Origin of the sequence: Microcystis sp. M144S2 (assembly GCF_020246065.1) — a bacterium.
Taxonomy (GTDB): Bacteria; Cyanobacteriota; Cyanobacteriia; order Cyanobacteriales; family Microcystaceae; genus Microcystis; species Microcystis ichthyoblabe_A.
Genome location: NZ_JADBTR010000181.1, coordinates 1 through 14,125, shown reverse-complemented (window position 1 = coordinate 14,125; position 14,125 = coordinate 1). Strand labels below are relative to the sequence as shown.

General features: G+C 45.4%; 12 protein-coding genes and 1 pseudogene. 7 read left to right on the top strand and 6 right to left on the bottom strand.

Annotated elements, in window-relative coordinates:
• Nucleotides 1–146 precede the first annotated feature (146 nt).
• Both IM462_RS20320 and IM462_RS20315 read right to left on the bottom strand, forming a co-directional pair.
• On the bottom strand, nucleotides 147–413 hold the full coding sequence (locus IM462_RS20320; RefSeq protein ID WP_287703459.1) for a DUF433 domain-containing protein: 267 nt from the start codon (nucleotides 411–413) through the stop codon (nucleotides 147–149).
• Between the two features lie 436 nt (nucleotides 414–849).
• Entirely contained in the window at nucleotides 850–2,355 is a 1,506-nt protein-coding gene (locus IM462_RS20315) for a UbiD family decarboxylase (RefSeq protein WP_287703457.1), read from the bottom strand.
• Between the two features lie 180 nt (nucleotides 2,356–2,535).
• Between IM462_RS20315 and IM462_RS20310 the strand changes: the two genes are divergently transcribed.
• Entirely contained in the window at nucleotides 2,536–3,630 is a 1,095-nt protein-coding gene (locus tag IM462_RS20310; protein WP_287703455.1) for an AAA family ATPase, read from the top strand.
• Nucleotides 3,623–4,324 (top strand): DUF3226 domain-containing protein, encoded by a 702-nt coding sequence (locus tag IM462_RS20305; RefSeq protein WP_150976146.1) that lies wholly within the window; start codon nucleotides 3,623–3,625, stop codon nucleotides 4,322–4,324. Before IM462_RS20310 ends, IM462_RS20305 begins: the two co-directional genes overlap by 8 nt.
• A 52-nt stretch (nucleotides 4,325–4,376) precedes the next feature.
• Here IM462_RS20305 and psbV read toward each other — a convergent pair whose 3' ends face one another.
• Nucleotides 4,377–4,862 carry a photosystem II cytochrome c-550 gene (gene psbV, locus IM462_RS20300; RefSeq protein WP_004163381.1) on the bottom strand — a complete coding sequence of 162 codons (486 nt, stop codon included), beginning with the start codon at nucleotides 4,860–4,862 and terminating at the stop codon, nucleotides 4,377–4,379.
• Between the two features lie 128 nt (nucleotides 4,863–4,990).
• Nucleotides 4,991–5,197 (bottom strand): translation initiation factor IF-2, encoded by a 207-nt coding sequence (locus tag IM462_RS20295; RefSeq protein ID WP_287703452.1) that lies wholly within the window; start codon nucleotides 5,195–5,197, stop codon nucleotides 4,991–4,993.
• 545 nt (nucleotides 5,198–5,742) lie between these two features.
• On the opposite strand from IM462_RS20295, the gene remA reads away from it, so the two are divergent.
• The 4 genes from remA to IM462_RS20275 all read left to right on the top strand — a co-directional run bounded on the left by remA (nucleotide 5,743) and on the right by IM462_RS20275 (nucleotide 8,880).
• Nucleotides 5,743–6,012, top strand: a complete 270-nt coding sequence (gene remA, locus IM462_RS20290) for an extracellular matrix/biofilm regulator RemA (protein ID WP_002737924.1) — start codon at nucleotides 5,743–5,745, stop codon at nucleotides 6,010–6,012.
• Nucleotides 6,013–6,024: 12 nt separating this feature from the next.
• Nucleotides 6,025–6,579 (top strand): guanylate kinase, encoded by a 555-nt coding sequence (gene gmk / locus IM462_RS20285; protein ID WP_287703450.1) that lies wholly within the window; start codon nucleotides 6,025–6,027, stop codon nucleotides 6,577–6,579.
• Nucleotides 6,580–6,726: 147 nt separating this feature from the next.
• On the top strand, nucleotides 6,727–7,368 hold the full coding sequence (gene clpP / locus IM462_RS20280; protein WP_287703461.1) for an ATP-dependent Clp endopeptidase proteolytic subunit ClpP: 642 nt from the start codon (nucleotides 6,727–6,729) through the stop codon (nucleotides 7,366–7,368).
• Nucleotides 7,369–7,665: 297 nt separating this feature from the next.
• Nucleotides 7,666–8,880 (top strand): aminotransferase class V-fold PLP-dependent enzyme, encoded by a 1,215-nt coding sequence (locus IM462_RS20275; RefSeq protein WP_287703448.1) that lies wholly within the window; start codon nucleotides 7,666–7,668, stop codon nucleotides 8,878–8,880.
• Between the two features lie 18 nt (nucleotides 8,881–8,898).
• Here the strand turns inward: IM462_RS20275 and IM462_RS20270 are convergent, their stop codons facing one another.
• Together IM462_RS20270 and IM462_RS20265 are read right to left on the bottom strand one after the other, a co-directional pair.
• Nucleotides 8,899–13,071 (bottom strand): DEAD/DEAH box helicase, encoded by a 4,173-nt coding sequence (locus IM462_RS20270; protein ID WP_287703446.1) that lies wholly within the window; start codon nucleotides 13,069–13,071, stop codon nucleotides 8,899–8,901.
• Between the two features lie 54 nt (nucleotides 13,072–13,125).
• Nucleotides 13,126–13,596, bottom strand: coding sequence for a DUF29 domain-containing protein (locus IM462_RS20265; protein WP_104395358.1), 471 nt, complete (start codon nucleotides 13,594–13,596; stop codon nucleotides 13,126–13,128).
• Between the two features lie 277 nt (nucleotides 13,597–13,873).
• On the opposite strand from IM462_RS20265, the pseudogene IM462_RS20260 reads away from it, so the two are divergent.
• Nucleotides 13,874–14,125 (top strand): annotated as a pseudogene (locus IM462_RS20260) (Uma2 family endonuclease); the annotation flags it as partial.

The following is a 14,125-nucleotide window of genomic DNA, read 5'->3' as shown; positions in this document are numbered from 1 at the left end:
AGTTTGTGCCGCTTAAATAAAGAGGTTTTGATAACCAAATTAAAGCAGCTCTAAAGAGTTTTGAGTTAAAAGTTAAACTTCAAGTTTTCATTCAGGACGAATGTACTGGTTAACTAATTTTCCCAAAAAAATTAGTTAACCCATCATTATAACATATAATTAATTTGCAATAGTTCTAGTGTCGGATAGCTTGTTAACAAATCAGCATCACTATAACCAAGACGACGAGCTTCTACTAACACCCAAACTGGAATTCTTGTATTGGCAATGCAGGCTTGTCCGCCGCAAACTCTAGGGGTTTTCTCAATTCCCTGCCAATTACCACCAAGACTTTGAGCGAGTAACTGGATTACCTGCACTTTTTCCCTAGGTTTGAGGGCAAGAAGTTGCTCTTCTAACTGTTTGATGATCACAAGCTTAAATCCTCATACAGTTTTGGCCAATTATCCTTAATCATTTTACCAGAAAATTTGGGTTGAAAAACTCCCACTTTTAGTAGAGTGTAGGGTGCGTGTTTGCGGCTATCAATTCAGTCAAAAAACTAAAATTAACAATCCGCCGTAACGCACCACCTTTATCATTTGGTTTGTGTGTGTCTTTCTGGGACTTTAACCCTCCCTTATTTTGCTCTTTTGCCCTTTGCTCTTCTGTCTTTCCCGCCTAAGGGCGGCTCAATTTTTTTGAGAAAATTGAGGTAGTGTTAAATTGATCGCCACAATCTCTACATTGACGTTTTGGTTTACCATTATCTGTAGAATAATTTTTGCTGAAGTTTGCGAATCTTTTGTCAGAAGAAAAGGTTCTAAATCTTTTAAAATGCCTCTTAGCTGACAGTTTAGTCGAATAAATCTACATTTCATAGCCAAATTTATTGGCATCTACTTCTTGTAAATTAATATCGATTAAACCGTATTCTGACCAGCGTTGGGAAACCTTGACCGCCATGGCCGGATCCGACTCCAAAGGTTCCCCCCATTCGTGGTCAGTTTCGGGATACATTTTTGTCGTGGCATCAATTCCCATTCTTCCCCCCAAACCGACCTTTTCGCTGGCAAAATCGAGGCTATCAAAGGGGGTTTCCGGGAGAATAAACACATCGCGAACCGGATCCACTTTAGAACTAATTGCCCAAACCACTTGCCGGGGGTCGCGAATATTAATCTCCTTATCGACGACGATGACAAATTTAGTATAGGTGAACTGGGGTAAGGCACTCCAAAAAGCTAAGGCCGCTCGCCGCGCTTGTCCGGGATAAGCTTTATCAATGGAGATAATCGCCGCTTTATAGCTTAAAGCTTCCATGGGCAGGAAAAAATCTCTTATTTCCGACACCTGTTGCCGTAAAATCGGTGTATAAATACGATTAAGAGCGATAGCCATCATCGCTTCTTCCTTGGGAGGACGACCGCTAAAAGTGGTTAAATAAATGGGGTCGCGACGGTGGGTCATGCAGTGGAAATGAATCAGGGGTGAATCTTCCACACCGCCATAGTAACCCATGTGATCACCAAAGGGTCCATCTGGCAATACCTCTCCGGGGGTAATTGTTCCTTCGAGGACGATTTCTGAGTCGGCCGGCACTTCTAAATCGAGGGTTTTACACTTGGCTAACTGTACCCCAGAACCGCCGTACAATCCCGCAAACAGCCATTCTGACAGATCTACGGGGATAGGAGTGGCGGCGGCCATGATAATTAGAGGATCAACCCCCAAAGCGATGGCTATTTCTAATTTTTTGCCCATTTGCGCCGCTTTTCGCAGGTGACGCGCCCCACCGCGCACGGATAACCAGTGAACGGTCATGGTATTGTGAGACTGTAGCTGTAAGCGATAGACACCGACGTTAGGGGTTCCCGTTTCGCAATCTTTGGTAATTACTAGCCCTAGGGTGATAATCTGGCCTGCATCGCCAGAATAGGGGCGAATCATCGGAATTTTCTTTAAATCTACTTCATCCCCTTCTAAAATCACCTGTTGACAGGGAGGGAAAAAGTTACGGCTGGGTTTGGCTTTCAGGACATCAAACAACACTTTACCAAAATCGATCGCTTGGGAGAGTTTTTTCGGCGGTTTCGGTTGTTGCAAGAGGGCGAGTTTTTTGCCTAAATCTTCCAATTCTTCGGGTTTATTCAGGTTCATCGCCCAACAGATGCGTTCTACCGTTCCCATCAGGTTAATAGCGACGGGAAACTCTGCTCCTTGCACGTTTTCAAACAGTAGGGCCGGCCCCCCCACCTGTAGCATCCGATTAGCGATCTCGGCAATTTCTAAATCGGCAGAGACCGATGCACTAATGCGGCGTAATTGGCCACGATCTTCTAAAAGCTTAATAAATCCTCGTAAGTCTCTAGCCATGATGAAGAAATGTAAATAAATCCCTCTCTCTATTATCTCTTAGGGCGGCAGTTTCGGTGGGGGATAGTCACCGGTTTGAGAGTTGGAGGCGATTCTCGTCTAGAATTAAGTAAAAAAATCCCTATCTTGCCAGCTTTATTCCTACCCCTAAGTTTATGCTTATTCAGCCCAGAGGTCAACATGATTAAGGATATTGAAATTAGTAATTTTAGATGTTTTGAGCATACCAAAATTGAAGGTTTTGAGCGAGTTAATTTAATTGGCGGTAAAAACAATTCAGGTAAAACTGCCCTGTTAGAGGCAATATTTTTGTATAGTTATCCCTATCCAAATACTATTCATCCCTACATCAGAGGAATCATTCGTAGGCAATCTTTAGCAGTTGTTCGGGCTGTTCCCAAAAATGCTTGGGATGATTTATTATTCAATCTTGATAGAAAAAATATTATTGAGTTAAAAGGCTCCCAATCTAACCAAGGAGATAAATTGGTAAAAATATCGATTTCTGGTTCTCTTAAAGATAGTGTTCTAGGCATCTCTGAAGACTTACAAAAATTATACGATTTTATCGCTAAAAATAAATCAGTTATTTCCATCTTAAATATTCACACAAGTTTTGACCATGATCATGACTCAAATGATGGTCAACTGAACTATTTTTTAATTGCTAGTTCTGAGGGAATACTCGCTTTACCTGATCCAGGTGATGAGGAACCAGTAATCATTGCTGCATCTGTCAATAAATCTTTGGAAGAATTGAGCGAGTCCTATACTAAAATAGTTTTTAATCAACAGGAAGAAGAAGTGCTAAAAGCTCTACAAATTCTCGATCCTTCTATTGAGAAAATAGAAAGTTTTTTTCTGGGCGAACCAAATCTATATCTGAAAAGAAAAGAGACAAAACGCTTACCTATATCTCTGTTTGGTGAAGCCATTAATCGTCTGATAGAGATGATTTTTGCTCTGCTGCTTAATCCGCAAAAAATTATTTTTATCGATGAAATAGAAAATGGTCTTCACTATACTGCTTACCCAGATATTTGGAAAACTTTATTCCGATTAGCTATCGAACTAGATAGCCAAATTTTTGCCACAACCCATAGTTTAGAGATGATCCAAGCTTTTGCCGATGTGGGGTTAGAATATTATCCAGAACAGGGGGCCTATTTTGAACTAGCAAGGAGTCCCAGAACTGATAAAATTATTGGTATTAAAAGACAATTAAGCACTTTAGAGTACGCCTTAAAACATGGCAATGAGGTGAGAGGTGAGTAACTTATTAATCGTCGAGAGCAAGAATGATAAAATTTTTATCGAAGCCCTAGTAAAATACTTAAATATTAACAAAATTCAGTTAGATAAACCGATTTGCTTTGAGGAAGATGACTATAAATGTTTACAGGGTTTAGATCAAGCTAAATTAACCAGCACTTTCGATGAAATTAAGGCGACTCTTGGTAAAAAAGCTATCCCTAAAGTTGGTATTATTATCGATCAAGATTCTGATACTAAGACAGAGCGACTAAATTGGCTTAACGATTGTCTGAAAAAGGTGTATCCAGAAGCGGAAGATATTAGGAAAACCAGTCAGCTTTATAGATTGACAACAATAGAAGATCAAATCACAGAATTTGCTTGTTATTTTACCAATGTGGAAGGACAAGGAGAACTAGAAACAGTTCTCAAGAAGATTAAAAGTCAAGATTCCACCTATGCGGATTGTTTAGAAGACTGGAGAAATTGTTTAAACAAGCAAGAAAAATCGATTAAAGACAAAGATTTTGATAAGTTTTGGATTAGTAACTATTTACGATTTGATACCTGTTCCACAGAAGACAAAAAACAAGCTGGCAGGAAATGCAGTATGAATGGATTTGATTATGTTATGAAAAACAAACGTCATATTTGGAACTTTGAGCATGAGGTATTAAATGAACTCAAAGAATTTTTACAACTATTTGCTATCTAATCAAAAATCCCCCTAGAAATCTAGAGGGATCGAGGGATATATGGAGGGCAATTTAGAAGTAAATTGTACCACCCCAACGCTCGTCTAGACGGGGAGCAACCAACATATAAGCGGCGACGTTATACACATCATCTTCGGTCAGATTGCGTAATTCTGGGAAGATATCGGGACGGCTAACATTGGGATGAAATTCGCTGAGATCATCTTCACCATCGTAACTGGTGGGATGTTCTAGATAATCAATCAATGCTAACAGATTATCTCTGGGAGGTTCCGCTTTTGCCAGATCGGCCAGACCCAAACTGACGTTATTATTAGTTTTGGTTTTACCTTGCAGGTGGCACTTAGTACAATTGGCGACAAAAAGTTTCTGTCCTTCCGTCGCTTGTTCAGAAGTCAAAGTCACCGATTCCCCTGCATCATTGAGGGTGATGGTGAGGGTTTTTTCATTGAGTTCTAAGGCACTAGCGCCGTTAAGATTGAATTGTAATACAAAAAAGACTACAGCGATCGCTGCCACAATCAAACGTTTGATCATTGTTCTCCTACTCGCAATTGTTCCAAGAAAGGGAATTTTAAGGTGACTAAAAAATTTTCTCCTCTGGGAGGGTATCGATCGATTCTAAGTGATCACGGACACCGAGAAGATCGCAGTTGGGAATAAAGTCAAGGGGACGTTTCCGTTTTCGAGGTGGTTACTCCTGAGCGTTGGGATAAAATCAGTGAGATAATTGCTTTAGCATCTTCTAGGGCGAGATTAGTCTGCCGATCTTTATAGGAGATGCCTAATTGGTCGCAAAGTGACAACACAGATTCATCGGCCAGATCGTACTCTGCCGCAATATCAGCGATCGATAGATCAGCAAACCCCATAGTCTAACGCACCCACCAAGGATAGAGAATACTTATTAGTTACCATAATTATCATGCCATTGCTGGGGACATTCTTGACAGTGATCAGTTATCAGTGATCAGTGATCACTGATCAGTTGTGAGTTTTCAGTTTACTGATCACTGAAAAAAGCTCCCATCAGCCCACTTCCCCATCACCCCACACCCGTTCGGCTGAGCTCACGGCCGAAGCCCACACCCCAGACCCCACACCCGTTCGGCTGAGCTCACGGCCGAAGCCCACACCCCACACCCTACACCCCACACCCTACACCCCACACCCTACACCCCATCACCCCATCACCCCACACCCCCAAAATTCCCTAATTTTCCCGACTTTTGCCTTTTTATTCCCTAAGATAGAGACTCGTGTAAACAAATTTAATTAAAATCGCAAAAAACCTGAAAAAATACTAAAATGTGATTAAGAATGTTATTTTTAGCGTTGTAAGGCTAAATCTTTCTCGATAACATTGTAATCATACCTCCACACTCTTTTGTACAAAGGACTGCACCTTTGTTAACTTATGGATATACAACTGATCAACATCGGCTTCGGTAATATTGTTTCCGCTAATCGGGTTATCGCCATCGTTAGCCCAGAATCTGCTCCTATCAAACGCATCATCAGTGATGCTCGGGATAAAGGCTGTTTAATCGATGCTACCTACGGAAGACGGACTCGTGCGGTGATCATCACCGATTCTAGTCATGTGGTGCTGTCGGCCATTCAACCGGAAACCGTGGCTCACCGTTTCGTGGTCAACAAGGAAGCGCCTGTTAATAGTAGCAACTAAGTTATTAACCCCATGCAACCCGGTCAATTAATTGTCATTACCGGCCCTAGCGGTGTGGGCAAGGGTACGCTAGTCCGGCATTTACTAACTCGTTTCCCTAACCTCTACCTGTCCGTATCCGCCACTACGCGCCCACCTCGACCGGGTGAAATTGAGGGGGAAGACTACTATTTTCTCGACCGTCCCAGTTTCGAGGAGAAAATGGCAGCCGGAGAATTTCTCGAATCGGCCGAATACGCGGGCAACTACTATGGGACACCCCAATCAGCGATCGCCGCTCAATTAGCGGCAGGCCAGACCGTAATTCTAGAAATCGAATTAGAGGGAGCCAGACAGGTCTGTGAAAGCTTCCCCGAAGCGAGGAGAATCTTTATCCTACCCCCCAGTTTCGAGGAATTAGAACGTCGTTTGCGCGGCCGGGGCAAAGATGCCGAAACGGCGATCGCCCGTCGTCTGGAACGCGCCCGAGAAGAATTAGCCGCCAGCGAGGAATTCCCCCATCAAATCGTCAACGATGACCTAGAAACCGCCCTAGATGCCATCGAGAAGATTATTTTTAGCCGTTAGCTGTTGGGGTTTTAGGGGTTTTAGGGTTTTAGTTGAAATTTCCCACTTCCCCACTTCCCCACCCCCCAATTCATAATTCATAATTCATAATTCATAATTCCCACTTCCCCTATCCCCTAATCCTTATCCCCCATTCCCTAAGTTACAATCAAAAGACTAACCGCAGCAGCAAGACAAGAAAGCGCAATGATTCCTACCGTTATTGAAACCACAGGCCGGGGCGAACGCGCCTTCGATATCTACTCCCGACTACTCCGGGAAAGAATCGTCTTTTTGGGACAAGAAGTAACCAGCGACCTGGCTAACCTAATCGTCGCCCAATTACTCTTTCTAGAAGCAGAAGACCCTGAAAAAGATATTTACTTGTATATCAACTCTCCCGGGGGTTCCGTTTCGGCCGGATTAGGGATTTTTGACACCATGAATCAAATCCGTCCCGATGTCAGCACCATTTGTATTGGTTTAGCCGCCAGTATGGGGGCTTTTCTCCTCAGTGCCGGCAAACCGGGCAAAAGAATGAGCCTACCCAACTCGCGGATCATGATTCACCAACCCCTCGGCGGCGCCCAAGGTCAGGCCACCGATATCGAAATTCAGGCCAAAGAAATTCTCTATCTCAAACAATTACTTAATCAACACCTAGCTAGTCATACTGGTAAACCTCTCGACCTCATCGCCGAGGATACGGAAAGGGATTTCTTTATGTCCGCCGAAGAGGCTCTAGACTATGGTTTAATCGATCAAGTCATCGATCGCAGTCCTTCCGCTTCTAACCCTCCCAGTAAATAGTTATGATTGGGTAGGCCCTGTCTGCCCAGATTTTGTTGACACTCCCCGAAGCGCTCATGCGAGGGATTCTTGGTTCATTGACTTAAGTTGTCTTAGCAGGTATGTTTCCTCTACTTTAATACTATTGTGACAATTGCGACTTAATCCGTCTTAATCCGTCGATAGAATTTAGCCGTTAGTCGTCGGTCGTCAGGAAATGGGGAAATGGGGAATTCAACTAAAACCCTAAAACCCCAAAACCCAACACCTTCTAACTGATAACTGATAACTGATAACTGACCCCCCATCTCCTCGCTTATGCAGAATTTAGACGAAAATAGCCTCGATTACGCCGTTAGTAAACCGGATTTAGCCGAACAAAGACAGGAATTTCGGGGACTTAGTAATAAAGTTTATTTTAATTTCGGTGGTCAAGGAACCTTGCCCAAGGCCGGATTAGAAGCGATTATCGATGCCCATAATTTTCTCCAACAAAAGGGGCCTTTTTCAGGACGGGTAAACGATTGGATTACCAAAAAAACGGAACTTCTACGGCAAGAAATGGCGCAAGAATTGGGAATTAGCCCCAGCACTCTCTCTATCACCGAGGATGTCACTGTAGGCTGTAATATCGCCCTCTGGGGGGTTGACTGGCAAGCGGGGGAACATATTTTACTAACTGATTGTGAACACCCCGGAATTATCGCCACAGTTCGGGAAATTGCCCGTCGTTATCATCTGGAAATCTCCACTTGTCCTATTCGGGAAACTTTAAACGGCGGCAACCCGATAGAAGTGATTTCCGCTCATTTACGTCCCAAAACTAGGGTTTTGGTGGTCAGTCACGTTCTCTGGAATACTGGACAGGTTTTACCCCTCAAGGAAATCTCGCAACTTTGTCATGATAATTCTGTCACCGAAAAACCCGTTTTAGTGGTGGTGGATGCTGCCCAATCCGTGGGTTGTTTGCCCTTGGATTTAAGCGCTACCAGTGCCGATTGTTATGCTTTTACGGGTCATAAATGGTGGTGTGGACCGGCCGGTGTGGGGGGATTGTATATTCGTCCCGAAATCTTCCCTAGTTTACAGCCCACTTTTATCGGTTGGCGAGGTATTGAAACAGATAAGCAAGGACAGCCTATCGGTTGGAAACCGGACGCTAGACGCTTTGAAGTGGCCACTTCTGCCTATCCTCAATTTGAGGGTTTAAGGGCAACTATTGCGGTACATAATGCCTGGGGTGATGGGGGACAAAGATACGAAAAAATCTGTCAATTAGCGGCCTATCTCTGGGGAGAATTAAACACAATTAAAGGGGTGAAATGTTTAAAAAATTCTCCACCCGAATCTGGTTTAGTTTCCTTTCAAATTGACTCGGCCATCACCCCACAAAATTTAGTACAACAGCTAGAAAAACAAGGGTTTTTACTGCGAACTCTCCTCGACCCCGTCTGTGTGCGTGCCTGTGTTCATTATTTCACTTTGTCCTCAGAAATCGAGCAGTTAGTAGCAGCTATCAAAAAGTTAGTTTAAACTGCGTCGGGGATATTTTTATCCCTCGGCCATTAAGCGTAATAATTCGTCAGTGGATAGCTTGCCGCTTGCGTCAGTCCCCTCCAATAAACTATCGGCGAGATCGCGTTTATGGTGGTGCAGATCGACAATTTTTTCCTCGATCGTATCCTTGGCCACTAAGCGATAAATCGTCACCGGACGTTTTTGGCCGATGCGGTGAGCGCGATCGGAGGCCTGATCCTCCACTGCGGGATTCCACCAGGGATCAAGATGGATAACATAATCGGCCGCCGTGAGATTTAATCCTGTCCCCCCGGCCTTTAAACTAATTAAAAATACGTCCCCTTCCCCCGCTTGAAACGCTTTCACCTGTTTCTGCCGATCGCTGGCTGGGGTACTACCATCGAGGTATTGATATTTTATCTGCCTTTGATCGAGATAACTGCGGACAATCGCTAAATGATCGACAAATTGACTAAATACCAACGCTTTATGCTGATTATCCAATAAATCATCCAGAATTTCCCCGAAACGAGATAATTTCGAGCCGGCTAAATCCAAATCTGGAGCCACTAACTGCGGGTGACAGCAGGCCCGGCGTAATTTCATGATCTCTGCCAGTACCTGGAGATGTTTCGCCCCGGCGGTGCTGTCACTCTCGCTTAATTTCTCCAAAGCACGCCGCCGTAAGGCCTCGTAAAACGCCTTCTCCTCGACGCTTAACTCGATCGGGACTAAAATCTCGGTACGGGGCGGTAATTCCGCCAGAACTTGGTTTTTGGTGCGCCGGAGAAGGAAAGGCCGCACCAGTTTTTTTAACTGTTCGCGGGCGGTTTTATCGCCGTATTTTTCGATCGGGGTGGCGAAACGGCGATCAAAACTTTCCAAGGAACCCAACAATCCGGGGTTAATAAAACGGAAAAGATTCCATAATTCCCCTAAATGATTCTCGATCGGTGTTCCTGTGGTGATTAGTTTAAAATCCCCCCGCAGATTCATCGCTGCTTTCGATCGCTTGGTGGAGAAATTCTTAATCGCTTGGGCCTCATCGAGAACGATTGTCCGCCATTCCACCCCGGCCAACATGGTGGCCACTTCTTCCTGCTGTAATAACCCATAGCTACAGACCAACAGATCGAAAGGTTGCAGTCGATCGAGTAGTGCTTGCCGATCGCCTGTTCCCAATTGGATGATATTTAAGGTGGGTGCGAACCTTTCCACCTCACTAATCCAGTTCAAACAGACTGAAGTAGGAGCGATCGCTAAAGTCGGTCCCTCCGAGGCGCGGGTTAGGATCACTGCCAGGGCCTGTAAAGTCTTCCCTAATCCCATATCATCGGCCAAACAGGCCCCGGCCCCCCACTGGGCCAGCCTAGCTAACCAGCGAAAGCCTTCCAGTTGATAGTCGCGCAATTCTGCCTGTAGAGTTGAGGGGACTTCCGGGGTAAAATCCTGACTCTCCTGAAAGCGTTGTAAATTGTCGCGCCAACGTTTATCGGCCTTGAGTTGTCCCACTTCCTCAGTCAGTTCGGAGAGAATCGGGGCAGCGAAGGGATGAAACCGCAAACCGTCGCCGGACTTTTCCGAGAAAGCACGCATTTCCTGTAACCGTTCCCGAAATGCCTCGGTTAGGGCGAGAAATTGACCATCTCCGAGGGGAATAAACCGCCCCGGCGATCCCTCTAGCAGTTTCATCAACTCCTGCATACTCAGGACTGATTTCTCCTCTAGGTGCAGTTCCCCACTGACCGCAAACCAATCCCGTTGACTGTGGATATTTAGGTGTAGGTCCTGTAATCGAAGCTGACGCGACACCCGCCATTTTTCCCCTTCTGGCCATTCCACAAGGACGCTATCGTTTAATTCCCGCAATTCCAGCAGTAGATCTAGACAATCCTCTGGATTTTCTAGCCGCCATTCCCCATTTTCCTCCTCAAAACTGATCAGGATCGGACAAGAATCGATCGCTGTTTGTGCCAGTTTTTTCTCTAGGGCCAGATCCCTAGTTGTTTGCAGCCGTTCCCCCTCGATCTCGGCGATCACTGTTTCGCCCCCTTTTCCAGGCTGGAAATAGGGACCGGCTGCCCCAAAAGGACGGCTGAGAACCGCCACTTTTAGACCCTCTCCGGCCGGCAAGAGATGAATCCGGGGTTGACTATCGGCTGCCACTGACCGGGCTGCTTTTCCTCCCCCGATATCGGAATGTACTGTCACCATCCCGGACAGGGAATTGATCGCGGCCAGGACTTTTTCCCGGCCCTTGTCGGGGACTTCTAGGCGGTTGCTTTTGCCGATAATGTCGGCGATGCTTCGGTGTTCTGGCTTGACTTCGATTACCTTAATGCGAGTGGGGGTTTCTTTCCAAATCAGCACTTCTTGGTGATCGCTGAGATCGGGCAGTAAAGAGAGGATTAATTTACCCGATTTTTCCTTTCTTACTCGCAATTCTGGTTCCCCGGCGACGATTTCTACCCGCGTTCTGGGGGAATCTTCCCAAAACACCAGGGGATGACCGATCAGTTCGATAATGGCCCGGCGCTCAAAGTGATACTCGTTCTGGCCATAGTAACTGGATTCCACGAAGATATGGGCGCAAATTTTCAGGTCTTGCGGGGTTAAATAGTCAATTTCCCCAGTTTTTCGCAGACGTTTCAGGGAGACGGGACGGCCACGACTCCAATTACCCCGCGCGTCGAGTTTTTGTTCTTTTGCTTGCAGGAAATAATCCTCGGAATGGATAGAGAGAAACCAAGCAAGGCGGACGACGGGGTTGGATTTACCCGGGGTTGGTGTTGGCGCGCACAGATTAGTCAAGGCATTCAGGCACAGTTGCCAAGCTTCTTGGGGTTCGATCGCATCCACCAGGGGGGAAGAGAGATGCCATTTTATAACCACCTCCGCTTCCGGCGCTCGATCGAGTCGGGACAGTAGGGCCCTGGTTTCTAGGGCTAACCAATGGTAGCCGGCCGCCTTGGCATCTTTGTAGAGGGGCAAGAGTAGGCGGGGCAGATGTTTTTTAGCGATGTCGCTACTCATCCAGTAGAGACAGATACTATAGAGAAGAGTCTCTAGACCCTGGCCCATTTGGTAGGGATTGATCGTCGCGTCGATGATTGCGTCTTTGGCCTGCATATCTCCCTGACGGGCAGCGATGATTTTTTCCAGACGGGCATAGATAGGGCGGAAAGGATGATCGTTTTGACGCGTCACCCAACTGGTATAGCTGGCGGCTTCGGCGAGACGTTCGGGGGTTCCTTCTTTGAGGAGGGCGAAAATAAAGGAGAAGCCGCTAATCGAAGAAAAATAGATTTTTTGTTTTCCTTTGGCTTTTTTTAGGGCTTTAAGGGCGAAGGTATATTCTTGGATCGCTTTGCTGTTTTCCCCGCCTAGAAAGGCAATCCAACCCCTTATCGCCCCGATTGCTGCTGCTTGGCTTTCCGGGAAGGGGCGATCGAGATACCGACGCACTTTATCGCTTTGTCCTCGGATGATTGCCTGTTCAAGCCACAAATGGGCTTCGGAAACACTGGTCTGGTCTTGACAGAGTTCTTCTAGGAGGGAAAAAGCTCCATCGGCGCGAGTTATTTTTTCAAAAGCCTTGACAAGAATGCTATTTAGTGCTAGAGCTTGAAATTTGGTCGGTTGCGTTCGTAACCAATCCCCATCGAAGGGGTTATCGTAGATGAGAACCAGAAGGTCTTCTAGGCTGGTTTTTGAGGAAGAATAGCTGGTTTTCTGATAATCGGCGATTTGTTGTTCGATCGAGTCGAAATCCTGACTATAGATGACCAGACGGATTTCTCGGATTAATTGCTCTTTTCCCTGAAAAACTAGGCTTTCATCCCAACGAGTTCGGGGTTGCGGCAGTTTGTCCTTGATAATCTCGGCAAAACGCTTGAATTCTCCTTTACTAACGCTATCACGGCTGGCAATCTCGACGAGGAGGGGATGACAGCGCGGCCCGTAGCCTTTGTCCTGGGTGATTACTTCCGCTTCTAGGAGGCGATCTAAATGGGATTTCAGGGTTTGGCCGTTAAATCGCCGGTTTTTCTCGTCGCGGTAAGGGGTTTCATTTAAACAGTCTAGAAAAGTGGTGCGGGCGATCGGTTCATAGATTAGGGAAAAAAGACGGACGATCACCTGATCGAGTGCCGATAATTGTTGGTAGCGTTCGATGAGTTGGCGGCGGAGTTGCTCGATATCGTTCATATTCGGTTATATTCGCTGATAATCCTAATCTTTTTGCGGGGATATGACTGCAATTTATGGACGGGTTTCCAAAAAAGGTTCGATATCGATCGGGAACCAGTCCCCGTCTAATACCTGTTCGAGAGTGAATATAAACTCTAGGGGAATCGCATTTTTATCGACGATTCTGGCGTTAATCAGGGATTTTCTAGCGGTTAAATAGGCTTTTTCCCAAGAATCGCGGGCATGGTTGACGAGGGTGGCACTATCTATTTTTTGTTCTAATTGCGATCGGAAAGCTGCGATCTCCACTATCCAGTGACGGGCATTCCGTTCTTTTTCCGATTCCCAATAGGATAGTTTGAGCAAGTGTTCAATTAAAACAGTTAATAAACTCGTTATTGCCTGTCTCTCGCTTTTTCCCATGCACTCCACCTCTTCGATCAGGTTTTCCCAGTCCACCAGGTCGAACTCTTTTCTCTTTAACAGTTCGGCGGTTTTTTCTGTCCAGAGAACAAAATCTTCCTCGTAGAGAGCGGTCATCATAGATTTATCTTCCCGACCGGGAGCGCAGGGTAATGGCTCGATTATAACGCTCGATCGCTATCCTCGATCAGCTTCTAGTGCGGGGAATTTTTGTCAAGTTAGAGATTTATCCCCTAGCACAAGTTGTTCTTTTTGTCAAGAAAACTTTTTCTTTTTAACAAAAGTACACAAACATTTTGAGCAACCTTATTGGCGATGTTATTTTGGGACTACAAGGGAAAGATAACCTCACTGCTAGAATTATAATCTTCAGACAAATAACCTCAGAGCATAAATTATGACCTTTACACCAGCTATTGATCCAGATATTGAATACCCCGATAGTGACGGTAAACCCATGGCCGATAATACCGAACAATACGAATGGATTGTTAAAATCAAAGAAAATCTTGAGATTCTCTTTGCTAATTCTCCTAACGTTTTTATTGCGGGGGATCTGCTCTGGTATCCCGTCCAAGATAAAAAAATTACTGGACCGGTTGCTCCCGATGTTATGGTGGTATTTGGTCGTCCGAAAGGAAGAAGGGGT

Bases quoted from the DNA above. Each gene is read 5' to 3' on its own strand.
- IM462_RS20315 (WP_287703457.1), bottom strand. From the start codon at position 2,355: ATGGCTAGAGACTTACGAGGATTTATTAAGCTTTTAGAAGATCGTGGC.
- IM462_RS20310 (WP_287703455.1), top strand. From the start codon at position 2,536: ATGATTAAGGATATTGAAATTAGTAATTTTAGATGTTTTGAGCATACC.
- psbV (WP_004163381.1), bottom strand. From the start codon at position 4,862: ATGATCAAACGTTTGATTGTGGCAGCGATCGCTGTAGTCTTTTTTGTA.
- IM462_RS20295 (WP_287703452.1), bottom strand. From the start codon at position 5,197: ATGGGGTTTGCTGATCTATCGATCGCTGATATTGCGGCAGAGTACGAT.
- remA (WP_002737924.1), top strand. From the start codon at position 5,743: ATGGATATACAACTGATCAACATCGGCTTCGGTAATATTGTTTCCGCT.
- gmk (WP_287703450.1), top strand. From the start codon at position 6,025: ATGCAACCCGGTCAATTAATTGTCATTACCGGCCCTAGCGGTGTGGGC.
- IM462_RS20275 (WP_287703448.1), top strand. From the start codon at position 7,666: ATGCAGAATTTAGACGAAAATAGCCTCGATTACGCCGTTAGTAAACCG.
- IM462_RS20270 (WP_287703446.1), bottom strand. From the start codon at position 13,071: ATGAACGATATCGAGCAACTCCGCCGCCAACTCATCGAACGCTACCAA.
- IM462_RS20265 (WP_104395358.1), bottom strand. From the start codon at position 13,596: ATGATGACCGCTCTCTACGAGGAAGATTTTGTTCTCTGGACAGAAAAA.